This window comes from Wolbachia endosymbiont of Zygogramma bicolorata, assembly GCF_051130665.1.
Lineage (GTDB): Bacteria > Pseudomonadota > Alphaproteobacteria > Rickettsiales > Anaplasmataceae > Wolbachia.
Window position 1 is genome coordinate 970,443 of sequence record NZ_CP149530.1, and the last position, 24,900, is coordinate 995,342.

Below are 24,900 nucleotides of genomic sequence, written 5' to 3' on the forward strand. Positions count from 1 at the left end.
TAGCAATGTCAGAGGTTGCAGGTGTAGATACAGAAATCAAAAAGCAAAATTCTGTGTGCGAGCAGATGCGTTTTAGCGTGAGCCGTACAAGTCTTTTAAATACATTATCCAGAGTAAGTGGAGTGGTTGAAAGGCGTAATGCAATAGATGTTTTGGCATGTATAAATATCAAAGCACAACACGGCAGCATAAAATTAATGGCAACTGATCTTGACATTTCAATGTTTGCCTCACTTGCTGCAACCGTATTAACAGAAGGAGAAGTAAAAATTTCAGCGCATACTTTACATGACATAGTGAAGAAGTTACCCGCTGATTTGGATGTCAATTTTGAAGTAAACAACCAAAGAAAATTATTGATGTCTTGCGGAAATGCAAACTTTTCTTTACCGAATGTAGTTTCAAGCAGCTTTCCTGCTCTTGAAGAAGACAATTATAAACATGATTTTATTCTACTAAATACGGACCTGATAGACTTATTAACTAAAACAAAATTTGCTGTATCACTAGATGATACAAGGTATAATTTAAATGGAATATATCTACATACAGACGAGCAGTTTCTGTACTGCGTTGCAACTGATGGTCACCGTTTATCATGTATAAAGAGACCAAAGCCTGGGAACATCAATGGCGAATTTGGTGTGATCATTCCACGTAAAACTGTTATGGAGCTGTTAAAAATATTGGACGACTGTAATGAAATTAATGTAAAACTCTCAGACAGAAAAATCAAGTTTACATGCGGTGAATATATTCTAATATCAAAATTAATAGATGGGACTTTTCCAAATTATAAAGCAGTTATTCCAGCATCTCAAGATAAGCATATGATTATTGAAAGTAAAAAACTTTCAGATGTTATAGATCGAGTTTCCGTTGTTGTATCTGATAAAGTAAAATCCATTAAATTCTCACTACAAGAAAAGCTGCTGACTCTGCATTCAAACTCTCAAGAGTGCAATGATGCAACTGAATCCATAGAAGTGGACTACAATGAAGCCCCTATAGAAATAGGGTTTAACTCGCGTTATTTACTTGATGTTCTATCCTGCATAAAAAATAAATGTAAGTTTAGCTTAGCCGATGGTAATAGTGCTACAATTATCACTGATGAAGACGATTCAAGTGTATTATATGTAGTTATGCCAATGAGAACTTAAACTTGTCATCCCGCTTCTTGTTAGCAGGATCTGGAGATACCGTGGCGGTATGACACTTATTTCACTAAGAACGTTACTTTTTATTAAATTAGTAATCTATCTTTACCAAATATAAGCCAAAAGGTGGTGCAGTAACTCCAGCTGCATTTCTTTTGCATTGGTTTAATATATTTAGCATTTCTTGTGGATTAGTTCTATTTTTTCCAAATTCAACTAAAGTACCCACAATGATCCTCACTTGGTTATGTAAAAAGGAAATAGCAGATATTTTGATGTGTATATGATTCCCATTTTGTATTATATCGATATCATCAATTGTTCTCATCGGATTTGCGGCTTGACAATCTTTTGAACGAAAACTTGAAAAGTCATGTTTTCCAAGTAGATGTTTAGCAGCTTCACGCATAATATTTACATCAAGTGGGTTAAACACTTGCCATACATAACCTGTCTCCAGAGCGGCAGGAGCATAGCGATTAACTATTCTGTATTCGTAATATCTTTTTTTTGCTGAAAACCGTGCGTGAAACGCATCATCTACAACTTCTGCATTCAGTACAACTATGGGAATTGATTTTAAATGATAATTTATTGCGTTTCTTATTCTATAAAGCTCAAATTCCTTTTCCATATCAAAATGAGCAATTTGTCCTAAAGCATGAACCCCTGCATCAGTCCTGCCACCGCAGTACAAAGTAACTTTCTCACCACTAAAATTAAATATAGCATTTTCTATGGCTTCCTGGATTGAATTAGCAGAATGTTGCTGCTTCTGCCAGCCAGAGAAACTACTACCATTGTATTCTATCGTTATTTTGTATCGCACTGCAGAGTCTATCTAACTTTCTATCTTAATATAATTTAGGTAGCTAATTTTTCTACGATAACGTTCTTCGTTATTAAAAAACCCTTGGCAGGTTGTTCACGTTTGATTATCATGGAAGTTATACAAGTTAATAAATGATCCATGGCAAACAACTCAGAAGAAAGAAATAATGATAAGCAAAAAGCATTAGATAACGCAATAAGCCAGATTGAAAAAGCATTTGGTAAAGGTGCAATAATGAAGTTGAAGCAAAACCCTGTAGAGAAAATAGACACAATATCCACAGGATCAATTGCGCTTGATTCGGCTCTAGGTGTTGGAGGTTTGCCAAAAGGACGTATAATTGAAATATTTGGTCCCGAGAGTTCTGGTAAAACCACTCTTGCCTTGCACGTGATTGCTGAAGCACAAAAAAAAGGAGGATCATGCGCATTTATCGATGCAGAACATGCATTGGATGTCTTATATGCTCGTAAACTTGGGGTAAGCACTGATGATTTAGTAATTTCGCAACCAGACACTGGGGAACAAGCATTACACATTGTTGAGTACTTAGTGTGTTCTGGTGCGGTTGATGTGATAGTTATTGACTCTGTTGCAGCGTTAACTCCAAGAGCTGAAATTGAAGGTGATATGGGTGATCAACATATGGGGCTGCAAGCAAGGCTTCTAAGTCACGGGCTACGAAAGCTAACCTCTGCCGTTTCAAAAGCGAACTGTATATTGATATTTATTAATCAAATTCGTATGAAAATAGGAGTAGTGTATGGAAATCCTGAAACTACCACGGGTGGAAATGCATTAAAATTCTATACTTCTGTAAGGCTTGACATAAGAAAAGTTGGTGTAATAAAAGACAAAGAAAATATTACAGGCAATGAAACAAGAGTTAAAGTTGTAAAAAATAAAGTTGCTCCTCCATTTAGAGAAGCGAAATTTGATATAATGTACAATGAAGGTATATCAAAACTCGGAGAAATAATAGATATGGGAGCAAAGCTTGGTGTGCTTGAAAAAGCAGGTGCTTACTATTCATATAACAATACACGTCTTGGACAAGGAAGAGAGAATGTAAAAACTTACCTAAAAACAAACAAAGAAGTCGCAAATGAAATAGAAATGAAAATCAGAGATTTACTCAGAAATCATGATAATTCTATTATAATAGACGAGGATAGTGAGCAACTTTTAGAAGAATCAGTGTTCTGATCTAAACTTAGTTTGTGTTGGATGGGTTGTTACAGTATGACGGTGTGTGCTAATCTGTAATGTTACCTTGTATCAAGAGGACTTTGCTGAAGCAGTTAAAAAAAGCTTTTCATGAGAAATTATAAATGATAAATTGTTAACAATAGGTTATTGTGAATAAGATTATGTGTTTTAGTTTACCTAATATAAACAGGGAAGGTTATTTATTTATAGTCGTTGCCTTTATAGTAACGTGTATAGCATTCTCTATATCTTGGGGGTTTGGTGTTACGTGCTTGTTTCCGACATTATTGTGTACTTATTTCTTTCGCGATCCAACAAGAGCTGTGCCAAACAATAAGGATCTTATATTAAGTCCTGCTGATGGTGTGATTTCAAAAATTGAAGAAGTTAATTGTCCTTTATCGGCAGAAAATGGAGAAGAGAAGAAGTTCACGCTTGTTAGCATATTTTTAAGTGTTTTGAACGTCCATGTGAACCGTATACCAATATCTGGTACGATAAAGGAAATGAATTATAAAAAAGGCAAGTTTGTATCCGCAATGAGCAATAGGTCTAGTAATGAAAATGAAAAGCAGGTTATTGTGATTGAATACGAAAAGGGAAAAGAAATTATTGTGGAGCAAATAGCTGGATTAATTGCACGTCGTATCGTTTGTAATTTAGGAGTATCCCAGAATGTGAAAGCAGGTGAAAGGTTTGGAATTATAAGATTTGGTAGTAGAGTGAATATTTATGTTCCTGCTGATATAGAAGTCAGAGTTTCAGAAGGGCAAACTGTTATTGGTGGTGAAACAATTATAGCAAACTTAAATAAGGAAAACGTTCAAGAGAAGCTTACTTTTGACGTTATATGAATAACGATGGAAGTAACAGTAGATTCTTACCTATTACTAAATTATTCCCAAACTTTATAACTTTATTGGGTTTATGTTCTGGTCTCACTTCACTTAAATTTACATTTAATGAACAATGGGAATTCTCAGTAATTTTTATCATCATTGCAGCAATAATAGATGGAATGGATGGCAGAATAGCTAGAATTCTAAAATCAACTAGCGATTTTGGAGCCCAGCTTGATTCTTTTGCAGATTTTCTAAATTTTGGTGCAGCGCCTGCATTTCTTTTGTATTTTTGGAAGCTAAACGAAATCAAAGTCATAGGTTGGATTTTAGTAATGATATACGTAATCTGCATATCAATAAGACTTGCAAGATTTAATGTTTCGCTACACTCAGAACAATCACACTGGGAAAAATTTTTCTTTTCTGGTGTTCCAGCTCCAGTGTGTGCTTTACTTTCTTTGTTACCAATAATTATTACCTTTCAATCTCATGAGAGTGAATACTTACTTCTCATAGAGCGATTTTTTAACACAAGAAACGTAGCTTGTTACTTTCTGGCCATTTCATTTTTTTCGATAAGTCACATTCCAACTTTCTCTGCAAAATATATTTATGTTCCCAAAAGCCTATCCTATATATTTGTGTCATTTTTTGGAGTACTTATTATATTTTTCATCAGTAAGCCCTGGATGACGCTACCAATTTTAGGTGTAGTGTATGTACTTACTATTCCAGTAAGCACTGGGCTTTATATATATTACTCGTATAAAGCTCGTTAGCTATAAGTTGTAATAAAAAGTAGTGAGCAGCATGATTGTAAAAATAAGTGAACTGTTAAATTCATTTCTGTACATAAAGATATTCAACATTCCATTTATAATTATTTGGGTAATTGCAACTGGGGTTTTTTGTACCATCCAATTCAAATTCACTAACTTTAGATTGTTCAAGCATGGAATACAGACGCTATTCAATCTAAAGTGTAATAACAATGGCATAATCACTCATATTCAAGCGTTTGCAACAGTAATTTCAGGAACAGTTGGTCTTGGAACAATATCAGGAGTTGCAATAGCTATCACAATAGGGGGCCCAAGTGCAGTTTTTTGGATGGTAATTACCGGAATACTTGGTATGTCGATAAAGTTTGCCGAGGTGGTGCTTGCATTCACCTATCGCTCTGAAAATGCAACTGGCGGGGCTTTTTATTACATGAAGTACGGGCTTGCAAAAATTGGATTTGCAAAAACTGGTAGATTTCTTGCCTTTACTTATGCGATTATGCTACTTATTGCAATGATTTTGGGCGGTATACCATTTCAAGCGAATCAGATAGCAGCATTGTCAAATAACCTCTTCGAATACAACGCATCTATTATTATATCCCTGCTTGTCTTTATTGTAATATTGGGAGGAATAAAGCGCATTGCTTTCGTTTCAACGAGCTTAGCACCAATTATGATAGTGCTATATATGGGTATGTGTATATATTTAATTTATGTAAACAGAAGTAATTTGCTGAATGCTCTATCCATAATATTCCAAGACATCTTCAATAAATCAGCTATAGGAGGCGGAGTATTGAGCGGATTAATAGCAGGAGTGAGAAGATCAGTGTTTGCTAACGAAGCAGGTACCGGAACAGCAGCTATAGCACATTCAGCTGTAAAAGAAGAAGATCCAATTAAAGTTGGATGCGTTGCAATGATTGCACCACTTATAGACACAATATTAATCTCATTTTTGACTGGTATCGTGATAATTATTACTGGTATGCATAGCACTGATAACGTGGGTGATATTACACTAATTAGTTCGGTATTTTCAACAGTTTTGCCCTTGTTCAGCAAGTTAGTTTTTCCGCTAATGATGTTTTCCTTTGCATTTTCTACAATAATAGCTTATTGTTACTACTGTGAAGTTGCTCTGCTGTATTTATTTGGTAATAAAAAAATACTGATACCGTTCCAAATTCTTATAGTGGTTTCAGTGTATATTAGTTGTATACCAAAAAATATAGAATTTATATCTTACCTAGGCGACAGTTTGTTCATGTGCCTTATGATTCCAAATGCTGTTGCAATATATCTACTAAGAAGGGAAGTTTTGAATACAATAGATTCTTATTACAATTCTAAAGGGTATTAACATGATTTATAGATTACTTTGTATGGTGTTATTTTGCCTATTGTTTAATGATGTGTACGCTGCTTCAGGTTTTTATGAAAGTTATGATGCTGTGTTGAATGGAATAAATAACTTCATGAATGAAGTGCTGTTTTTCAAAATCCTTTACGTGCCATTTATAATCTTTCTACTAGCTTTTGGTTATGTGTTTCTAACATTACGTTTTGGATTTCTCAACATAAGAATGTTTAAGCATGCGTTTGCTATTTTATGTGGAAAATATGACACGAATCACCATGATGGTCATATTACGCATTTTCAGGCATTTATGACTGCACTTTCAAGCACAGTAGGCCTTGGAACTGTTGCTGGAGTCGCAATTGCAGTTTCAATGGGAGGGCCAGGAGCGGTGCCTTGGATGATGATTACAGGTTTTTTTGGTATGTCAGCAAAATTTGCCGAAGTGACTTTAGCATTTAGACATAGAACAGAAGATCAGGAGCAATTGTTTAGTGGTCCCTTTCAGTATATAAGGAATGGTCTGGAGGAATTTGGATTTAAAAAACTTGGTATTGTTTTAGCTGCAATATATGCAGTATTCTTTGTATTATCAGGTCTTGGTGGAAGTGTAGCGTTTCAAACCAACCAAATGGTTTCAATATTATCTGGCTATTCAAGTTGGGTAGATGGTCATTCTTGGTTTCTTTCTTCCATAATCTCTGCGCTGCTTGCTCTAGTGATTATTGGCGGAATTAAAAGGATAGCTAGAGTATCTTCTGCACTAGTGCCTATTATGTCACTCATATATATATGTAGCTGCCTTATTATTATTGGATTTAATATCCACAATCTTGGTCACACATTTAAGATATTATTTTCCAGCATGATAGATTTTAATGCTGTTGGCGGAGGGATGGTAGGAGCATTTGTTGCTGGAATTCAAAGAGCAATTTTTGCCAGCGAAGCTGGTGTCGGCTCTGCTGCAATTACTCATGCAACAACTAAAGATGAAGAACCAGTAAGAACTGGGCTTGTTGCTATGATAGAACCGTGTTTTGATACAATGCTCACTTGCTGTTTAACTGGAATAACGATAGTAATAACAGGTGCATACCAGACTAGTGTTGGTGAAGGGATATTAATCACTCAAAAGGCATTTGAAACTGTTTCTTCATGGTTTCCTATACTTTTAACCATAGCTGCACCTTTGTTTGCATTTTCTTCAGTAATTTCGTTTGTATATTGTTGTGAAATGGGGTGGCTATATTTATTCGGTGCAAAAAGTATAGTGATATATCGCATAGCAGTAATAATTGTAGCGTTTTTTTCTGCTCTTTCTAAAGATATAATGGCTATTGCCAATATCGGTGGAACTTTGTTCTCTTGTTTAGCTCTCATCAACATGACAGCGCTTATACTGTTTAGTAATCAGATTAACGATGAAGTTCAGTGCTACCTAAAAAGGCTGAGGAATAATAAAATTAATTAAATTTTGGCATATGAAGGTACAACAACAGATGTCATTCCAGTGCCATCTTCTTGTTATAGCAAAACTCCCTCTTGTCATCCCAAAATTCCCTCTTGTCATCCCAGTGCGTGACACTGGGATCTATTTTGTATATAGTTCCACCATAGTGTTATGTTTTAATGTAAAATTTTATATTTATCTACTAGGTTCGTTTGCGAACAAAATTCGCTGGATCCCAGTGTTACGCACTGGGATGACAAGAGAGAGGATGCTAGAATGATGGAGAGGTACGTAATCCTTATACTATCCTACATATTAGGTTCAATACCGTTTAGCTTAATCATTACAAGAATAAAAGGGATAAACTTAAGAGAAGTAGGTTCAGGAAACATTGGCGCTACAAACGTTGCAAGAACAGGAAATAAATGTCTTGCTGCTCTGGCATTACTTCTGGATTCCTTAAAAGGATTCATCGCCGTTTATATAGCACAACAATTTTGTGATAATAACGATTTTTATATATATGTATCTGCAATTTTAGCAGTTTTAGGGCACATGTTTCCTATTTGGCTAAAATTTAAAGGAGGTAAAGGAGTTGCAACAACTCTGGGAGTGTTGATAGCGTTTAACATACCTGTGGCATTAGTGTTTATATTTGTTTGGCTAGCAGTGTTTTTTACCTTTCGATATTCTTCCCTTGCTTCCTTGACGGCTACTATAGTGGCTGTAGCATGGTCCTTTTTTTTTCAGAGGAATTTGTTTTTAACATTACTAGTTATAGGAACACTAGTTTTTCTCAAGCACTACAAGAATATTATGAATCTTCTGCAAGGCAAGGAACATAAATTTTTATAAGCGTGCTGACTCTGCTGCTATATTACTAACAGATACTTCATGCGAGAAACGACTTGAGACCACTTCTTCTACTTCTTTTATCATTTCTTCCATGCTTTTTCCACTTTTCTTACATGCATCATCAAGTGCTAATTTTAGCTTGCGTATATCATTCTCTTCTAGCATCTTATTCATTTCTTTTTTCGTTATCTCTAATTTTTTTAGTAAGATGTTCTCCATTATCTCTCTTTCATCACCTTTATACTGGCTACTTAGTCTGCTATACGCAATGCAACACTTCTTTTCTCGTGGCAAGGCTGACAGATTTTGCAATGTAGCATCTACTTGAACTTCTATAGGGTTAACTTTCCTAGCCTTTTCAGCAGCTTCTGACCTAAATTTCTCGACTTCTCCTATTATTATTTTGTTAGCTATTCTTTTAGCTCCATCCAAAGATGAATCCTTGAGAGAAAAATCTGTCTTGAGTAAATTTTGGTTTAAAAGCTCTAGAAAAACTTTTTCTTTTATATTTGTTATTAAGTTTATTATACGCTCATCTCCTAATTCGAAATTCCGATCAGCACAACATCTTGTGTTTGTTTTTTGTGCAATATAAAAAGATAAGTGCTCATCCAATAATTCTACTAACTTTATAGAACTAATATCTTTCATTAACGCCAGCACAACTTGCTCACTGTATTGAGAAGTGAAACTCAATAATTTTCTCATTAAAGGAATACTTACTTCTGAAATAAAATCATCAACTATCTTCTGATTTTCATTATCTTTATGGTTATTTTGAACTGTATGCCAAGCCTTAAGAATTTCTTTACTGTTTTTCTTGTTTTTTAACCTGTCTAACATAAACTCACGTGCTTTATTTTGTGCTTCTGAGAGCAACATTTCCCTTGGGGGAGTAAATCTAATTTCTGGATCAGGATGAATACCCTCTAGCGTACTTAACATCCTGTAGACAATACCGGTAAAACAGGTGTTAGGGATTCGCTCTTTTCTAGAGAAAGTTTGGCTATCAAGCAAATTTGTAATTAACGCGTCTTTTTTATTTTTTACAGCTTCTCTGTCTCCATCATTGCAGGCTTTCAGAACTAAAAGTAAAATCTGTCCACCTGTAAAGCCAGAGCTATGCTTTTGATCATCTTTGCAAAAGTCATTTAAAAATGTAATTACTCTTCCTTTATTTTCATCACTAAGTGCGTCCAGAGAAGGCAAGTATTGTTCAGTAGGAGATAGACCTACCAGGATAAAAGTCGGAATCCTGTAGCTTGGGTAGCAGCATGGAGGGAAACCAAAATGTTGAAGCCTACCGACAACATTATCGTAGGATAATGGCGAATTACCAGGCCGTAGCGAAAGCGAATACACAGATTGCCTCGAAAGGAATATTCTGAAGGTCGAGCCATCTTGGTACTGGCGAAGACAGAATAGACCAGACGAAAAACGAATGAAACGATAGGTCTACTTCAGCGGGGTGTTAGTAACGGCATGGCAATGAGGACATACAAAGCAACTGGAGAAGCCCTCCTCATCCCAAGGAGAAATACCTTGGAGAGGTAGGTTCTATAACTGGAAAACAGGAAGTGAACTGAAGATGAGAGGTTGGCAGATGGGTGCGTAGTAGTGAAGAAGTGAGGTAATACCAATTCCTAAAAATAAATAGAGGAATAAAGAAAAATTTCTAAAATAGAATAATTTAAGAATTAGTGGGGAGTTATGGCAGGAAAAAGTAAAGCAATAGGAGAAGAATTATATAATAAGTGTAACCTGGAATTAAAGAAGCACGGCATAAGAGGAGAGATAGGAAGAAGATTACAGGCAATAATATCTGCAAAAGAATATGGAATAACAAAAGTTGCTCAAATATACCGAATTACTAGAACTACATTGATGAAGTGGATTACAAGATTTAAGGAAGGAGGAGTCAATGCGTTTAAAATACAACCAGGACGTGGAGTAAAGCCGAAGTTGAGCTACAAGCAGCAAGAAGAAATTAAAAATGTCATAGCAGAAGAAGGAGCCAACCTAACGGCTAAGAAATTAAAAATCATAATTGAGAAAATGTTTTCTATTGAGGTAAGTAAGTCTACAGCACATAGACTGATGCAAAAGTTAGGTTTTTCGTATATTACTCCAAGGCCTGTGCACAATAAACAGGATAAAAATAAACAAGAAGAGTTTAAAAAAAAATCTTAATGAAACTATTGTCACGTATCCCGAAAAAGAGCTATTTTTCTTCGATGAGTCGCGGTTTGGCACACATTCAAAGATTGGACACGGGTGGTTTAAAAAAGGCATTAGGACACAGGTTAAGGTAAAATTAGGTAGGCAAAACTTTTATCTCTATAGTGCAGTTAATCCTAGAAATCGAGAGAGTTCTAGCTTATTCGTACCAAACGTCAATACTGATTGTATGAATATATTCCTTGAGCAGATGTCACAATATTTAGGAACAAGGGAGGCATTTCTTGTTGTGGATTGTGCAGGATGGCATAGATCCAAAGGTTTAAAAATACCACAAAATATTACCTTAATCTATTTACCTCCATATTCACCAGAGTTAAATCCAGTAGAGCGTTTATGGCAATATTTGAAAGACAATCTCATTAAAAATAGAATATATGACTCTGTTAGTTTATTGGAGGATACTGTATGTGCATTCATTCGTAATATTACGGAAAGTTCGATCAAAACCATTTGTTCTGTGAGTTATTTGCCTACTTATTTATGAGATTTGGTATTAGCTATAGATCCCGCTAACAAGCAGCGGGATGACGAGGTCTTTCGATAGTAAATCTTACCTGTGTTAGCTATACCAAAAAATCAAGAGTAAAAAAGTCGTGTAACTCTATTTATTCATTAATAAAATCTTTGTCTTTTCCCAAAAATTAGTTAAAATGTAGAATATTTTGTGTTATTAAGTTAGCACTTGACTTAACTTTAGTTGTTACTTAGACTGCTAAAGTGGAATTTTAATTTTTTTACGAGGACAATTATGCATTATAAAAAGTTTTTTTCAGCAGCCGCTTTAGCAACGTTGCTAAGTTTATCAAACTCTGCTTTTTCAGATCCTGTTGGTCCAATAAGTGATGAAGAAACTAGCTACTACGTTCGTTTGCAATACAACGGTGAAATTTTACCTCTTTTCACAAAAGTTGATGGTATTACCTATAAGAAAGACAATAATGATTACAGTCCATTAAAAGCGTCTTTTATAGCTGGTGGTGGTGCATTTGGTTACAAAATGGACGACATCAGGGTTGATGTTGAAGGGGTTTATTCGCAACTAAGCAAAAATAATGTTACAGGTGCAGCATTTAACCCAGATACTGTTGCAGACAGTTTAACAGCAATTTCAGGACTAGTTAACGTTTATTACGATATAGCAATTGAAGATATGCCTATCACTCCATATGTTGGTGTTGGTGTTGGTGCAGCGTATATTAGCACACCTTTGGCAACTGCTGTGAGTAGTCAAAATGGTAAATTTGCTTTTGCTGGTCAAGCAAGAGCTGGTGTTAGTTACGATGTAACTCCAGAAGTCAAACTTTACGCTGGAGCTCGCTATTTCGGTTCTTATGGTGCTAACTTTGATAAAACTCACGAAGACGGCAAAGGGGAACTCAAAGTTCTTTACAGCACTGTTGGTGCAGAAGCTGGAGTAGCGTTTAATTTCTAGTCTATCTCAATCTTGTTATCCCAGTGGGTTTTTTCTTGTCATTCAAGTAGCATGACACTGGGGTGGCTTTGTTGCATAGCGTTCAGAAAAACTAGTGATTACTGACTAAATTCATTATAAAATGACGATTTAAGGATAAATATGCCACAAAAAATGAGAGTCAGTAACCAAAACGAATATAACAAGTTTCTAGAAAAAAGAGGAAATATTTTTCATGATATCAACGAAGCCATAGAAAATTGGTATGAAATTGGGCCAAAATGCAGGGTGGCAACAATATTTACAGCAACAAAGTGGTAATTTTGATACATATAATAACCCATCTGTTCAGAATAGGTTTGAGACAAACAGTCGGGTTTATAAAATGATATTTGCAACGTAATTGGTATGCCTAAATTTGAAATAGTCGCATAAAATTATTTACTCTGGAAAAAACTTACGTTGCTATGCAACAAAGCCATCCCAGTGTCTGCTGCTTGCATAGCATTTATCTACCAAAACAATGGTCATGCAAGAGGCTTAATGACTTTGCTTGGATGTGTGATATAATTTAAATTGTAAGGTCTAAAAAATACTAGCATGAATGAAGTGATAACATTTGGTTGTCGTCTAAATTTTTACGAGAGTGAGTTAATCAAAGAAGCATTAAAAAAAGCAGAAAGAAAAAATGTTGTTGTGGTACATAGCTGTGCAGTGACAAACGAAGCAGAACGCCAAGTAAAGCAAAAAATACGTAAGATCTATAAAAACGACCCAAGTAAAGAAATTATCGTAGTTGGTTGTGCTGTTCAGTTGGATCCAGAAGTTTACAGTAGCATTCCTGGTGTAAGTAAAGTGCTCGGTAATCAAGATAAGCTAAAAGCTGAAAATTACTTACTAAATGACGATAAAATCTTAGTCAGTGATAACCAAGTAAACAAATCAGAACCTGTTCTAATTAATGGATTTGAAGATAAATCAAGGGCATTTATTGAAATTCAAAATGGTTGTAATCATAGCTGCACATTTTGCTCAATTACTGAGGCAAGAGGGAATAATCAATCTGTGCCAATAAACAGTATTATAGAGCAAATTAGGATCTTTGTAGAAAATGGATATCAAGAAGTAGTGTTTACAGGTGTTGATATTACTGACTTTTGTACAGATTTGTTTGCTAAGCCATCACTTGGTTCAATGATTAGGAGAGTTTTAAAAGATATACCAGAGTTGAAGAGGCTAAGACTTTCCTCTATCGATGTTGCTGAAGTTGACGACGAATTAATGGATTTAATAGCTAATGAGTCAAAACTTATGCCTCATTTACACTTGAGTCTACAATCTGGCAATAATTTAATACTAAAGAGAATGAAACGTCGTCACAACAGAGAACAAGTAATAGAATTTTGTCATAAAATGAAGAGTTTGAGGCCTAATATAGCATTTGGCGCTGATATTATTGCTGGATTTCCAACAGAAACTGATGAAATGTTTCAGGATACAGTTGATTTACTGAAAAAAACAAATATAGTTTACCTACATGCTTTTCCATATTCAGAGCGGAAGAATACACCTGCTGCACGAATGCCACAAGTACCAGAGAATGTGCGTAAAGAACGAGTAAAAAATTTAAGAGAAATGAATAGAGAAATGATGAGTAGCTTTTATCAATCTTTGATAGGCACTGAACAAAGTGTTCTGGTTGAGCAAAATAATGTCGGTAGAACAGAAAATTTTGCATTAGTAAAGCTTGAATCAAAAGCTCAAGCCAAGAGTATTGTGAAAGTTAATGTTAAAGGAGTGGAAAATAATTATCTAATTGGAAATATTCTTTCTTAATTTTTGTACATTAAAGAAATATATGATATAGTAGTTATACTATAAATGATAATTATGGGTTCATTTGTGATAACTAAAATATCTATTACTTTATTTTTGATTTTCATTCCATGTGTCTATTTTTTTATTACTTATATTAGTAATACACACATTGAGCAAGTACAACTCTTAAAACTAGAAACGGACAATAATGAAGATGTAATGCATTCTGAAGAGGTTACTGAGAAAAAAATACTAATAAATGATTTAAAATATCAAGAACTTGAAAGTAGTCCTACTGAACAACCTTCTATTCTCCAAGTAGCTGATCAGAAAAATATGTGGTCACGTATTGCAGATCAAGCTGATAATGAGCAGCCTACAAAAGAAAAATCAAAAAAACTTGATTTTTATGTTAGTGCTAACGGTGGTAAGGTATACCATGATAATTCAGAAACATTTGTAAAGGGTATAAAGGCAATAGGGGAGAGAGTCCTAACTTTAGTTAAAAGTCATTATGGTTTTATGATAAAAAATATAGTGGCAAATGAAATTAAAAGCATAAAAGAATTTAATGGTAAAATTGATTTCCAATGGGTTAACAGCATATCTTTAGGTTACTATGCTGGAGAAAATGGCCGAGTTGATTTTGAAGCCATGTATTCTAGAGCCAATATTGAAAATAGTAATTCTCCTCTGGTATTTGATAAATCAGCAAGTATATTTGCGTTTTTGTTAAACTTATATTATAATCCCAGCTTTCAGGATACGCAATTTGCTCCATACATCGGCCTTGGTATAGGACCAACAGTTTTTAGATTAAAAAGAATTAATGGATCACACCAAAGTTCAATGCCACTTAATGTTCCTTGGTTTGCTTATCAAATAAAGCTTGGTATTAACTATTCAATAATCCCAGAAGTCAAAACCTTTCTCGGCTATCGTTACTTTAGCGTTCCGATACCTGTTGCAGATGACATATCTACTCATAATATTGAAGTTGGTTTGATATTTAATTTTTAGTAGTGATTTAATATATATATAAATTCTTATCTTTTCTATCTAACAAACCAAATGTTGGTACGATTGTTGCTTTTAAAAAAATGACAGTTTCTACTGTTCTAATGTTATTCGCTAGCCTTTTTGACTTCTGATGTAATGTAGCTTTAAAGCTTTGCTTATCTTCTCTATGTTCTATAAGCCCGCCGATTACCATAATTTCACCGCTCTTAATTTTTAACATAGAGTTCATTTCTCTGATTTCAACAATTGGAATGTCGCTATTTAATTTCATTTTACTCTGCTGTGCGATGTACTCTATATCTGGATCTTTAATGTAGCCGTTAATTCTTGATAAAGTTGGATGTATATCCATGAATATTTCACTAGTATCAATGTTAATGCTTGGGTGGATTATTAGCACAACACCTATTGGGACACTATTCATCTTGGTAATTAAGGTCTGATTAGAGTTTCTAGTATCTTTTTGTATATCGGAAGTAAAATAAATATGGTTTTTGGTAAATGAAATCATCGCTTGCTGATTATTTATAGCATGTACTCTAGGGCTTGAAATTACAGTTGAAGCGCCAAATTTGTCTAAATTTTTTACTAAATCTCCTAGATCACTCGCACCAAAGTTCATTGCTAGGTTAATAATGGAGTTATCTTGATTTATTATAGACTTAGTTCCATCGCGTAAGTCATTTAAGTTTATACCAGAAAGATATTTGTCATCTAACACAACTTCAACTATTTTTGCCTCTATCATTACTTGAGAAGACGCTAATTTCTTAACCTTATTAATATATTCTTCAACAGCTTTATGGATATCTTTTCTAGCATTCAAAATAATAACACCAGCTTCTCTGTTGGATGAAAGGAATTCGCCATCATCCACCCCGTTAACATCCATTATTGCATTCAAGCCTTTTTCTAATAAATTCCATAAGTCACTACTGTATTGAGACTTCATAACATTGTTATAGTCCCTATCAGTGTGACTTCCATCACTGTTAGTAATATTGTTACTAATGACGAAACTGCTTTGAGCAGAATGTTGAATATTAATGAAGTCTGCATAATAATTTTGCGCGTATGGCAAGTCCTGCTCAATTCTAATTACACCATTGCTTGTTGAGTAACGCAATTTGGCGCTATTTGCTATACTCTGAATTACTTCATTTATATTCTTATCTTTTAGCTTTAAAATAATATTACCTGATATTTTTGGGTCTATATCCAAGTTAACGTCAGAAAGTTTTCCTATCTCAATCAGCAAATCTTTTACTGATACTTCTTCACTAACATTAATAGAAATAAGCTGATTACTGATTGTGAGATCGGGAAACTCTATTGGTAAAGGCATAATTTCTGGTATTGCCGGTTCATTAATCTCCAAAGAGGTGTTGTATTGCTGCAACGAATAATCGTGCTCACCTATATCATGATGATCTTCGTTGCCTATATTAGTGAGATGTTGCTTAGTAGGCAGGTGTGTGCAAGAAATAATGAAGAGGAGTATTAAGCATTTAAAAATAGCCATTAGAACAGCATATAGATCTATACTAATAGATTTCTATAAAAATATTAAAAATGTATTTAATCTCATTTTCATTCAACAGATAATTGTCATATATTAGCTTGACCTGCACTGGCTATATGTTTTTTTTGTACGCCCCTCTTGTACTTAAATGTAGAGTAAATTTTCCAGCATAGCCTTAGTTTTTTTATATATTTTACTTCTTTCTCTATATTTAATAATAGGCTTAAAAATAAATGGCAAGCCTATAATTGTTAAGCTTAGAGCTAGGGTTGAAAGTATACAACAGGCTTTGTGTTTACTATGTAGCTCTTTCAGGTAAAGCATCAAAAATCTACAAAATTTTTTGTAATTTTCTTCGATGTTTTTTTTGCTATGAGCCTTGCTAATGAATATATCTATTGCGGTATGACCGTTATTACACTTAATGTTAAGGTCTGCACCTTTTTCTGTTAACAGCTGAGCTATATCAAAATAATCCTTTTGAACAGCAAGATGTAGAGGTGCAAAACCTTGTTGCTCACAAATGTTCATATTGGCTCTAACTTCCAATAACATTTTCACAATTTTTGTATGGCCTTTTTTAACTGCCAGTAGCAAGGGAGTTCTGTTACATTTAGTAACAGCATTAATGTTTACCTTAAGCTTCAATAAGAGCTTAACTGTTTTAGTGTTACCATTATGGCTAGCTTTATGCAGCCTGGCGTTGCCATTAAAATCTTGATCATTTGCATCTATTCCTTTTGATACAAGAAATGTTACCATTTTTCTATTATTATGCTCAATAGCGCAATCTAATGCATCAAAACCATGGTTGTTTTTTGTGCAAAAAAACTCTTTAAGTTTAATTTCATCGTTACTTGCTTGCTGTCTTTTTGCAATAAGTTTAACTATTTGCATTTTGTTGTTATACGCTGCTAGGAAAAGCGTAGTGTTATTTTCTGCATCTTTGGCTTCTATATTTGCACCTTTCTTTATCAGATATTCTATAATTTCTGCTCTGCTGTCATAATGTGCAGTGCATTGATAGATAGTTAAAAACAAAGGAGTGCGAAAATTGTTATCTTCACATTCGAGATTTGCTCCGCTATCAATTAAAATTTGGACGCTTTTTTTAGAACCGTATAGTGAAGCTATATGAAGAGGAGTATAGCCCTCTTTAGCGTCTTTTTCATTAATTTTTGCGCCTTTTGTTATCAAAAAATCTATTAATTCCGTGTCATCTTGTAGTGCAGCAAGGTGCAGTGGAGTGAATCCATTTTTATCCTTGGAATTGATTGTCAGTTGATTAACAAAAAGTTTAGCAATTTTCTTGTGTCCATGCATAATGGCGTAATGCAGTGGGTTTCTATTTTCGTTGTCTACGACATTAAAATCAGCTTCGTGGTCTAGCAATGATTTTACTCCAACTAAATCACCTTCTTTTGTGAACTTATGCAAGAGAGTGATTCCACTTGCATCTTTTGAGTTAATATCAAATCCATTTTCTACTAATTGGTTTATATCTTCCTCACGCGCCATATCACTTAAGTCTCTAATTGAACCCTTTTCGCGTTAATAATACTCCTACTTGATTAAGTTTAAATGAATCTGTGAGAAATGGCTAAGATACTATGCATTCTTGCATAACAAACTTTTGGCAGCGCATTGGATGAAACAAAAAAACCACTTGACAAACTCTGCCAGCCCCCTTATTATGACAGTGAAGCTATTGTATTTGCTTTCGCCAATCTGCAGATTAAAAGGTAAGGATTACTTAATGTATCGGCGTCTTATGTTCAATTTTTTGCAATATATAGATACTGTATGTCTTTACAAAACTTCATCTACATCTATATTTTTATCTAAATAAGCTGAACGCGCTTACAAGTAACCGTTCACGGAGATAAGGTGGTTTACAAAGTAAGTATAAAAGTGTAAAGAGATAGGAAGCTAAATATGGAATGGGTAAATGACAACAGTGCTGCAAGAAAAGGTTGTAGCAGAAAACGCTAATCTCAAGGAAGAAATAAAAGCACTGATCAGAGAAAATGATAGCTTGAAAGCAAAAATAGTTGAATTAGAAGACAAATTGGGCTTAAATTCGCAAAATTCATCGCTGCCACCATCACGAGATATATATCGTAAGAAAGCAAAAAAGAAAAGTGATAAAAAACCAGGAGGTCAGCCAGGACATAAGGTGCATAAGCGTGAATTAATGGCTGCAGACGAGGTAGTGAGATGCACAATTGATACAATTTGTATGTGTGGAGGTAAGATTACTTTAGAAGATGAAATTATTCATCAGAAGGCAGAGTTGCCAGAAATTAAGCCAATTGTAACTGAGTACAGGTTGCAAAGAGGACATTGTAGAGTATGTAATAAAAGAATTACAGCAAATTTACCCGAAGGTGTTGCAAGAGATTTTCTAGGACCCAATGCTAAAACAGTTATAAGCAGCCTTAGCGGCTTTTTTATTAACTCAAAAAGAGAGGTACAGCAAATTTTGGGCAGTATTTTTAATCTAAATATAAGCCTTGGTTTAGTCTCAAATACTGAACGCAGGGTATCGAAGAAGTGTGCATCTGAATATGAGAAAATGAAGGAAGAGTTGCAAGGAAGCGAGTATTTGCATATAGACGAAACAGGGCACAGAAATCAAGGAAAGAGAGGCTGGAGTTGGGTAATAACAAACAAAGCGTTGACACTTCTGAAGGTAAGCGAGTCTCGTGGTAAGAAGGTGTTGAAGAGTTTACTGCCAGAATATGATGGTATATTTGTGAGCGATAGATACGCTGTATACAATTACTTCAATCGTGAAAATAGACAGATATGTTGGGCACATCTGGCAAGAGATTTTGAGAGATTTGCCCATAGTAAAAATGTTGAAGTGAGCAAAATTGGCCAAGCACTAAAATCGCTCAGCAATAAGGTGTTTGTAGTAGATAAGGCAAAAAAACAAAATTTGATAGATAATTTGAGATTTTATCGACTGGTGCGAAAAATTCGGAAAAGGGTAAAACATTTTTTACGTAAAATGACGAGGGTTGCAAATAGCACTCAAGCTTCAAGAATGGCCGCTAAGATGTTACGATCTGAGGATATGATGTGGAAGTTTTTAAGAAAACCTGAAGTGATAGAAACAACTAATAACCTTGCAGAACGGCAAATTAGACGGTACGTAATTTATCGTAAAAACAGCTTTTTCACCTGGTCAGAACGTGGAGAAAGATTCGTGGAAAGAATGTTGTCGATATTTTTGACATCACGTCTAAATGGCCAGAACCCCTTTCAAAAGCTACAGAATCTAGTAGCTGTCACTGCTTAGTTCTTTAATTCATTCTCACAATCCGTGAACGGTTACGAAAAAGCTGTTTTTACGATAAATTACGTACCGTCTAATTTGCCGTTCTGCAAGGTTATTAGTTGTTTCTATCACTTCAGGTTTTCTTAAAAACTTCCACATCATATCCTCAGATCGTAACATCTTAGCGGCCATTCTTGAAGCTTGAGTGCTATTTGCAACCCTCGTCATTTTACGTAAAAAATGTTTTACCCTTTTCCGAATTTTTCGCACCAGTCGATAAAATCTCAAATTATCTATCAAATTTTGTTTTTTTGCCTTATCTACTACAAACACCTTATTGCTGAGCGATTTTAGTGCTTGGCCAATTTTGCTCACTTCAACATTTTTACTATGGGCAAATCTCTCAAAATCTCTTGCCAGATGTGCCCAACATATCTGTCTATTTTCACGATTGAAGTAATTGTATACAGCGTATCTATCGCTCACAAATATACCATCATATTCTGGCAGTAAACTCTTCAACACCTTCTTACCACGAGACTCGCTTACCTTCAGAAGTGTCAACGCTTTGTTTGTTATTACCCAACTCCAGCCTCTCTTTCCTTGATTTCTGTGCCCTGTTTCGTCTATATGCAAATACTCGCTTCCTTGCAACTCTTCCTTCATTTTCTCATATTCAGATGCACACTTCTTCGATACCCTGCGTTCAGTATTTGAGACTAAACCAAGGCTTATATTTAGATTAAAAATACTGCCCAAAATTTGCTGTACCTCTCTTTTTGAGTTAATAAAAAAGCCGCTAAGGCTGCTTATAACTGTTTTAGCATTGGGTCCTAGAAAATCTCTTGCAACACCTTCGGGTAAATTTGCTGTAATTCTTTTATTACATACTCTACAATGTCCTCTTTGCAACCTGTACTCAGTTACAATTGGCTTAATTTCTGGCAACTCTGCCTTCTGATGAATAATTTCATCTTCTAAAGTAATCTTACCTCCACACATACAAATTGTATCAATTGTGCATCTCACTACCTCGTCTGCAGCCATTAATTCACGCTTATGCACCTTATGTCCTGGCTGACCTCCTGGTTTTTTATCACTTTTCTTTTTTGCTTTCTTACGATATATATCTCGTGATGGTGGCAGCGATGAATTTTGCGAATTTAAGCCCAATTTGTCTTCTAATTCAACTATTTTTGCTTTCAAGCTATCATTTTCTCTGATCAGTGCTTTTATTTCTTCCTTGAGATTAGCGTTTTCTGCTACAACCTTTTCTTGCAGCACTGTTGTCATTTACCCATTCCATATTTAGCTTCCTATCTCTTTACACTTTTATACTTACTTTGTAAACCACCTTATCTCCGTGAACGGTTACACCGGGGGAATAATTGCTGCGCCTATAGTAAAGAACATTATAAATAGAATAGCACCTATACTAAATGTTACACCTGAGATGTAAAATTATGATTGCTTTACTATAACTTCAAATCTATCATTACCAAAATTCTTATTAATATACCAAGAACCATCATCTTTAGTTACAAATTCAAGACCTTTAAGGTCTCTTTCTATTGTCTTTCCATTTTGACCATCAATAGCGATATTAATATCGAATGTAATAACGTCTAGATTTATCATAGCTTCTTTCCCGCTGCACGAATTTAGACTGAACTTGCCTAACATGACATCATTAAAACTCACTTCCCCTGTATAGACATCACACTGACCGTCCACACAACACGTAGTTTCAATATAGAAAAGGTCTGACATATAAAACACCTTGCGTTTATAAAAAAAGAGCTAAATATATATAGCTAGTGCAGCCCTACGCCACGCTGCTAACAAGTAATAGTCGTAAACCTAGAGCACTTTAGCTATATAACCATAATACAGCTAGGAATGTAAAATTCAACAGTTAATTGTGTAAGGAAGTCTAAATTACTACATCTTAGAGGAATGGCTGTTTAGTTTTTTTGTTAATCTTTTTTACCATGCTGTCAATCATATGCTTTATCCCTTGATATACAGAGTATATACTTTCGTCGCTACGCATATAAGCAGAACAGGAAAATACATTATGTTCTTCGTCTTCTATTGATAATCCTGTATCACACTTTATGTGTTCACCACCAAGCTTCTCTATCAACTGTTCTCTGTCATCTCCTATAGTTACCTTAACCTTACTTTCTTCTTTACCTATCTTGCTACTTAAAATTGAAACAATGATGGCTGGAGATATGCATATCGCTCCTATCGGCTTTTTTGTAACAAAAAATTCTGAAACTAATCTTTCAAATTCAGGCATTACTGTCACCATGTCTTTATTTTCAGCTAAATCAGATAAATTTTTTGCAACCCCGTATCCACCAGGTACAACTAGCATGTCAAAATTTTCAGCTTTGCCTTCTTTTAAGTCATATATTTCACCTCTTGCGATTCTTGCTGCTTCTGCAAGTACATTCCTTTTTTCTTTCACTACTTCTTTTGTTTTATGATTCATAACTTGTGTGATATTGATATCAGGTGCAAAGCATTTAACATTCACTTCCTGCTGATCAAGCACAAGCAAACTTAAAACCGCTTCTCTTACCTCTGCACCGTCAAGGTGACCACACCCTGATAAAACCACAGCAGCTTTTAATTTTTTTTCACCCATAAAGTACCTTAATTTCATGTAATCTAGATATTTTAATACAAATTCTATATTTGGAAAGAGGTTATTATATTAATTATCTCATATTTATTATAATATAATTAATAATTAGTATATATAATTAGGCATATTTATAGTTGATGAAGTTGAATATGGCACCTACAAACAGTACGTTTTTTGATAATGACTACCCAGAACTAAGAAAAGCTATTTCAGATATAATAGAAAGCATTGCACAATCCCCACAGGAAGAAAAAGGGAAGTTGTTTGAAGCCCTATCAAAACAAGTTGAAACAATGAATCTCGAAGGTTTAAGTTTAGCGATTAATGACCAAGGCTTGCAAAAGGAGGTAAATAAAGAATTATTTATAAAATTAATTGAAGAAGCGCTTGAGAATTTAAAGCCAGAAGATGTTGGGCCAGAGATAATAGAAAAGGCGCTACAATCTGTTGAGCGTGAAACAATAAGTAATGTTATAAATAATAATAAAGGTCCGCTGGACAACCTAGTCAATTATTTTAAATCAGCATCTGCAAATAAAAAAATTGGAATAGCTTCTACAGGAATAGTATTGGGAGTAGCATTTTCTCCGCTTATTGTGCTTGCTACATTAATAGCGCTTGTAGCTATTGGAGCACGTTATGTAGGAATAGGTATAGGAAGGGCGGGTGAAAAAATAAAAGAAGGAGCGATTGAAGCAGGAAAAGCAGTGAAAAGTTCATATAAGGATTTAATAGATAAATTACCTACAGTTCAAGCAAGAGAGAATAACTTTAGTAGATTAAGAACAAACGTGCTTGAAACTATTGCAAACATTAGTCTTAAAGATAACGAAGGCGTTGACGCTAAAAAAGGTCTTGATGATGGGAAAAAAATATTAGAAATGCTTCAAAATGAAAGGCAGCGATCTGCTATACAAGAGTTAGTAAAGAATGGAACCATTCAAAATTTTTCAGAAGATGATATGAGCAGACTTCTGGAAAAGGGCCTCAGTACTCATGTAGCAGATATGGAAAGATCTAAAGACACGGAAGAATCTAAAAAGAAAGGATTTCACATTCTTATGGGTGAATTTCAATCTGCAATTATGGCAATTGGTAGTGACATAAAAGAGGTAGAACAAAAAGTTAATGAGAAAGCTCAGGAAATAAAGCCAGATTCTCAATTAGGTAGTTCAAGTGCTGAACGAGTGAGTGAAGAAGAAAATAAAACCCTCTGATGGCTTGGGGAGGGAATGGGAAAAATAGAGATCTACTCCTTTCTATCCACTTTTTTGAGCAATCCACCTCCACATCTAACACACATCTCAGTGATTATAATATCCAATTTTTGATCATGTTTTTCTACAGGTAAATCTTTACAATATTGTTTCTCATAGGCTACACCTATAAATATTTTTCCAAGCGGCCGTAATTTTTTTATCATTGTATCATACCAACCACCGCCAAAACCTAATCTATTAAAATGATCATCAAAAGCAACAACAGGAGTAATGATTGTGTCGGGAATTACATCTTCATTTGTTTCGTTCCATCCCTCAAATCTTAGCAACTGATTTTTATCAGGAATTGCTACTTTATAACCTAAATAGAGCAAACGACACATCAAAGGGACAACATTTATTTCCCCATCCATTGGAATGTAAGCCGCAATTGTTTTGCCTTTAACGTAACTTAAGTTCTGATTAAAGAAATTAATAAGGGAACTTGCCGCATAACTGGAATAACTTTCATCAATATCTTTTCTTATAGCTCTATATTGCTCTCTTATTTCCTTTTTGTGCTGTTTAATATCTTTGAACATGATCTATCCATTTCGCAGTGAGTTTTTCTTGTAAACTATTTTGCTTTAAGCGCTCACTTAAAAAATCAAAGTCAATAAATTCCATATCCTGGTCTTGATTACTGCAACTATAAACAAAACTCCTTTCTCCTGTTTCCGTATTTATATGTTGCTGAACACACTGAGCGCAGATTTCTTTCATCATACACTGCATAGGAGAATTAACTGACGATATTGCTATGTGACTTGACTTCAGATATGGCTTTAAAATTGTTTTTCTAGCTTCATTCACAGCTTTCATCATTTTATCAGAACCAATAGTGATAATTTTATCTATAGTGTTTAAATTAATACCTAATCTTCCTTGTTGATAAGAGACTATTGCATCAACTATATTACCATGAAAGGATTTATCTTGATCTCTGCTTGTTTCTATCAATCCTTCTTCACATGCCCAAACTACTGCATTTGATGCACACTCTATCAGTGCTCGTTTAAATACATCACTTAATTTCTTATAGCCAGCAAAGTACAAAACCTTATTATTATTTTCAAGACACGCCTTCCCTATCGAAAATAATACTGCATTTCCAACTCCACCACCAATTAGCATTATATTCTTCATGTGCTATTTTAACTATATTTGTTCAAATTTTTTGAAATTTTATAGAACAAA

At 34.5% G+C, this 24,900-nt stretch carries 21 protein-coding genes and 2 pseudogenes; 14 read left to right on the plus strand and 9 right to left on the minus strand.

The window, feature by feature from the left end:
* The first annotated feature begins 5 nt into the window (after positions 1-5).
* A complete protein-coding gene (dnaN, locus tag WKH12_RS04610) occupies positions 6-1,163 on the plus strand; it encodes a DNA polymerase III subunit beta (protein ID WP_253309419.1) in 1,158 nt (385 codons plus the stop codon).
* Between the two features lie 88 nt (positions 1,164-1,251).
* Here dnaN and truA read toward each other — a convergent pair whose 3' ends face one another.
* Positions 1,252-1,989: a tRNA pseudouridine(38-40) synthase TruA gene (gene truA, locus WKH12_RS04615; RefSeq protein ID WP_096617503.1), complete on the minus strand. Its 738-nt coding sequence runs from the start codon at positions 1,987-1,989 to the stop codon at positions 1,252-1,254.
* Positions 1,990-2,130: 141 nt separating this feature from the next.
* Between truA and recA the strand changes: the two genes are divergently transcribed.
* The 6 genes from recA (at position 2,131) to plsY (ending at position 8,493) form a co-directional block, all read left to right on the plus strand.
* Positions 2,131-3,198, plus strand: a complete 1,068-nt coding sequence (gene recA / locus WKH12_RS04620) for a recombinase RecA (RefSeq protein ID WP_264687864.1) — start codon at positions 2,131-2,133, stop codon at positions 3,196-3,198.
* 164 nt (positions 3,199-3,362) lie between these two features.
* Entirely contained in the window at positions 3,363-4,055 is a 693-nt protein-coding gene (locus tag WKH12_RS04625) for a phosphatidylserine decarboxylase (RefSeq protein ID WP_434732654.1), read from the plus strand.
* Entirely contained in the window at positions 4,052-4,822 is a 771-nt protein-coding gene (locus WKH12_RS04630; RefSeq protein ID WP_182183504.1) for a CDP-alcohol phosphatidyltransferase family protein, read from the plus strand. The genes WKH12_RS04625 and WKH12_RS04630 overlap by 4 nt, the downstream gene beginning before the upstream one ends.
* A 31-nt stretch (positions 4,823-4,853) precedes the next feature.
* On the plus strand, positions 4,854-6,191 hold the full coding sequence (locus WKH12_RS04635) for an alanine/glycine:cation symporter family protein (RefSeq protein WP_434732119.1): 1,338 nt from the start codon (positions 4,854-4,856) through the stop codon (positions 6,189-6,191).
* 1 nt (position 6,192) lies between these two features.
* A complete protein-coding gene (locus tag WKH12_RS04640) occupies positions 6,193-7,659 on the plus strand; it encodes an alanine/glycine:cation symporter family protein (RefSeq protein WP_253309422.1) in 1,467 nt (488 codons plus the stop codon).
* Positions 7,660-7,917: 258 nt separating this feature from the next.
* Entirely contained in the window at positions 7,918-8,493 is a 576-nt protein-coding gene (gene plsY / locus WKH12_RS04645; RefSeq protein WP_434732655.1) for a glycerol-3-phosphate 1-O-acyltransferase PlsY, read from the plus strand.
* Here plsY and WKH12_RS04650 read toward each other — a convergent pair.
* Positions 8,488-9,681 (minus strand): annotated as a pseudogene (locus tag WKH12_RS04650) (hypothetical protein); the annotation flags it as partial. The gene plsY and the pseudogene WKH12_RS04650 overlap by 6 nt on opposite strands.
* Before the next feature lie 522 nt (positions 9,682-10,203).
* Between WKH12_RS04650 and WKH12_RS04655 the strand changes: the two are divergent.
* From WKH12_RS04655 to WKH12_RS04675, 5 genes and pseudogenes are all read left to right on the plus strand, one after another.
* Positions 10,204-11,218 (plus strand): IS630 family transposase gene (locus WKH12_RS04655; protein WP_434732009.1). Its coding sequence is split into 2 segments (ribosomal slippage): positions 10,204-10,668 and positions 10,670-11,218, totalling 1,014 coding nucleotides; the frame shifts between segments, so codons are not numbered across the junction.
* 264 nt (positions 11,219-11,482) lie between these two features.
* Entirely contained in the window at positions 11,483-12,166 is a 684-nt protein-coding gene (locus WKH12_RS04660) for a P44/Msp2 family outer membrane protein (protein WP_434732120.1), read from the plus strand.
* Positions 12,167-12,307: 141 nt separating this feature from the next.
* Positions 12,308-12,531 (plus strand): annotated as a pseudogene (locus WKH12_RS04665) (transposase); the annotation flags it as partial.
* Between the two features lie 214 nt (positions 12,532-12,745).
* Positions 12,746-13,981, plus strand: a complete 1,236-nt coding sequence (mtaB, locus tag WKH12_RS04670; protein ID WP_434732121.1) for a tRNA (N(6)-L-threonylcarbamoyladenosine(37)-C(2))-methylthiotransferase MtaB — start codon at positions 12,746-12,748, stop codon at positions 13,979-13,981.
* Between the two features lie 66 nt (positions 13,982-14,047).
* A complete protein-coding gene (locus WKH12_RS04675) occupies positions 14,048-14,983 on the plus strand; it encodes a P44/Msp2 family outer membrane protein (RefSeq protein ID WP_434732122.1) in 936 nt (311 codons plus the stop codon).
* Between the two features lie 7 nt (positions 14,984-14,990).
* Here WKH12_RS04675 and WKH12_RS04680 read toward each other — a convergent pair whose 3' ends face one another.
* Entirely contained in the window at positions 14,991-16,505 is a 1,515-nt protein-coding gene (locus WKH12_RS04680) for a type II secretion system protein GspD (RefSeq protein ID WP_434732123.1), read from the minus strand.
* A 144-nt stretch (positions 16,506-16,649) separates the two neighbouring features.
* Positions 16,650-18,023: an ankyrin repeat domain-containing protein gene (locus tag WKH12_RS04685; RefSeq protein WP_434732124.1), complete on the minus strand. Its 1,374-nt coding sequence runs from the start codon at positions 18,021-18,023 to the stop codon at positions 16,650-16,652.
* A gap of 430 nt (positions 18,024-18,453) precedes the next feature.
* Between WKH12_RS04685 and tnpC (WKH12_RS04690) the strand changes: the two genes are divergently transcribed.
* Positions 18,454-19,809, plus strand: a complete 1,356-nt coding sequence (gene tnpC, locus WKH12_RS04690) for an IS66 family transposase (RefSeq protein WP_434732010.1) — start codon at positions 18,454-18,456, stop codon at positions 19,807-19,809.
* A 15-nt stretch (positions 19,810-19,824) separates the two neighbouring features.
* Here the strand turns inward: tnpC (WKH12_RS04690) and tnpC (WKH12_RS04695) are convergent, their stop codons facing one another.
* From tnpC (WKH12_RS04695) to elbB, 3 genes are all read right to left on the minus strand, one after another.
* On the minus strand, positions 19,825-21,081 hold the full coding sequence (gene tnpC, locus WKH12_RS04695) for an IS66 family transposase (RefSeq protein ID WP_434732125.1): 1,257 nt from the start codon (positions 21,079-21,081) through the stop codon (positions 19,825-19,827).
* A 168-nt stretch (positions 21,082-21,249) separates the two neighbouring features.
* On the minus strand, positions 21,250-21,558 hold the full coding sequence (locus WKH12_RS04700) for a hypothetical protein (RefSeq protein ID WP_353286890.1): 309 nt from the start codon (positions 21,556-21,558) through the stop codon (positions 21,250-21,252).
* Between the two features lie 178 nt (positions 21,559-21,736).
* Entirely contained in the window at positions 21,737-22,444 is a 708-nt protein-coding gene (gene elbB / locus WKH12_RS04705) for an isoprenoid biosynthesis glyoxalase ElbB (protein WP_434732126.1), read from the minus strand.
* Positions 22,445-22,593: 149 nt separating this feature from the next.
* Here elbB and WKH12_RS04710 point away from each other — a divergent pair, with 149 nt between their 5' ends.
* Positions 22,594-23,661 carry a hypothetical protein gene (locus WKH12_RS04710; protein WP_434732127.1) on the plus strand — a complete coding sequence of 356 codons (1,068 nt, stop codon included), beginning with the start codon at positions 22,594-22,596 and terminating at the stop codon, positions 23,659-23,661.
* 32 nt (positions 23,662-23,693) lie between these two features.
* Here the strand turns inward: WKH12_RS04710 and WKH12_RS04715 are convergent, their stop codons facing one another.
* Both WKH12_RS04715 and WKH12_RS04720 read right to left on the minus strand, forming a co-directional pair.
* Positions 23,694-24,245, minus strand: coding sequence for a 5-formyltetrahydrofolate cyclo-ligase (locus tag WKH12_RS04715; protein ID WP_434732128.1), 552 nt, complete (start codon positions 24,243-24,245; stop codon positions 23,694-23,696).
* Positions 24,229-24,849 (minus strand): ferredoxin reductase domain-containing protein, encoded by a 621-nt coding sequence (locus WKH12_RS04720; protein WP_434732129.1) that lies wholly within the window; start codon positions 24,847-24,849, stop codon positions 24,229-24,231. The genes WKH12_RS04715 and WKH12_RS04720 overlap by 17 nt, the downstream gene beginning before the upstream one ends.
* Between the last annotated feature and the right edge of the window lie 51 nt (positions 24,850-24,900).

Excerpts from the sequence above, each read along its gene's own strand:
- elbB (WP_434732126.1), bottom strand. The coding sequence starts at position 22,444 with ATGGGTGAAAAAAAATTAAAAGCTGCTGTGGTTTTATCAGGGTGTGGT.
- WKH12_RS04660 (WP_434732120.1), top strand. The coding sequence starts at position 11,483 with ATGCATTATAAAAAGTTTTTTTCAGCAGCCGCTTTAGCAACGTTGCTA.
- WKH12_RS04715 (WP_434732128.1), bottom strand. The coding sequence starts at position 24,245 with ATGTTCAAAGATATTAAACAGCACAAAAAGGAAATAAGAGAGCAATAT.
- WKH12_RS04640 (WP_253309422.1), top strand. The coding sequence starts at position 6,193 with ATGATTTATAGATTACTTTGTATGGTGTTATTTTGCCTATTGTTTAAT.
- WKH12_RS04700 (WP_353286890.1), bottom strand. The coding sequence starts at position 21,558 with ATGTCAGACCTTTTCTATATTGAAACTACGTGTTGTGTGGACGGTCAG.
- WKH12_RS04720 (WP_434732129.1), bottom strand. The coding sequence starts at position 24,849 with ATGAAGAATATAATGCTAATTGGTGGTGGAGTTGGAAATGCAGTATTA.
- tnpC (WP_434732010.1), top strand. The coding sequence starts at position 18,454 with ATGACAACAGTGCTGCAAGAAAAGGTTGTAGCAGAAAACGCTAATCTC.
- tnpC (WP_434732125.1), bottom strand. The coding sequence starts at position 21,081 with ATGACAACAGTGCTGCAAGAAAAGGTTGTAGCAGAAAACGCTAATCTC.
- mtaB (WP_434732121.1), top strand. The coding sequence starts at position 12,746 with ATGAATGAAGTGATAACATTTGGTTGTCGTCTAAATTTTTACGAGAGT.
- WKH12_RS04685 (WP_434732124.1), bottom strand. The coding sequence starts at position 18,023 with ATGGCGCGTGAGGAAGATATAAACCAATTAGTAGAAAATGGATTTGAT.
- recA (WP_264687864.1), top strand. The coding sequence starts at position 2,131 with ATGGCAAACAACTCAGAAGAAAGAAATAATGATAAGCAAAAAGCATTA.
- WKH12_RS04635 (WP_434732119.1), top strand. The coding sequence starts at position 4,854 with ATGATTGTAAAAATAAGTGAACTGTTAAATTCATTTCTGTACATAAAG.
- WKH12_RS04630 (WP_182183504.1), top strand. The coding sequence starts at position 4,052 with ATGAATAACGATGGAAGTAACAGTAGATTCTTACCTATTACTAAATTA.
- plsY (WP_434732655.1), top strand. The coding sequence starts at position 7,918 with ATGGAGAGGTACGTAATCCTTATACTATCCTACATATTAGGTTCAATA.
- dnaN (WP_253309419.1), top strand. The coding sequence starts at position 6 with ATGTCAGAGGTTGCAGGTGTAGATACAGAAATCAAAAAGCAAAATTCT.
- WKH12_RS04710 (WP_434732127.1), top strand. The coding sequence starts at position 22,594 with ATGGCACCTACAAACAGTACGTTTTTTGATAATGACTACCCAGAACTA.
- WKH12_RS04625 (WP_434732654.1), top strand. The coding sequence starts at position 3,363 with ATGTGTTTTAGTTTACCTAATATAAACAGGGAAGGTTATTTATTTATA.
- WKH12_RS04680 (WP_434732123.1), bottom strand. The coding sequence starts at position 16,505 with ATGGCTATTTTTAAATGCTTAATACTCCTCTTCATTATTTCTTGCACA.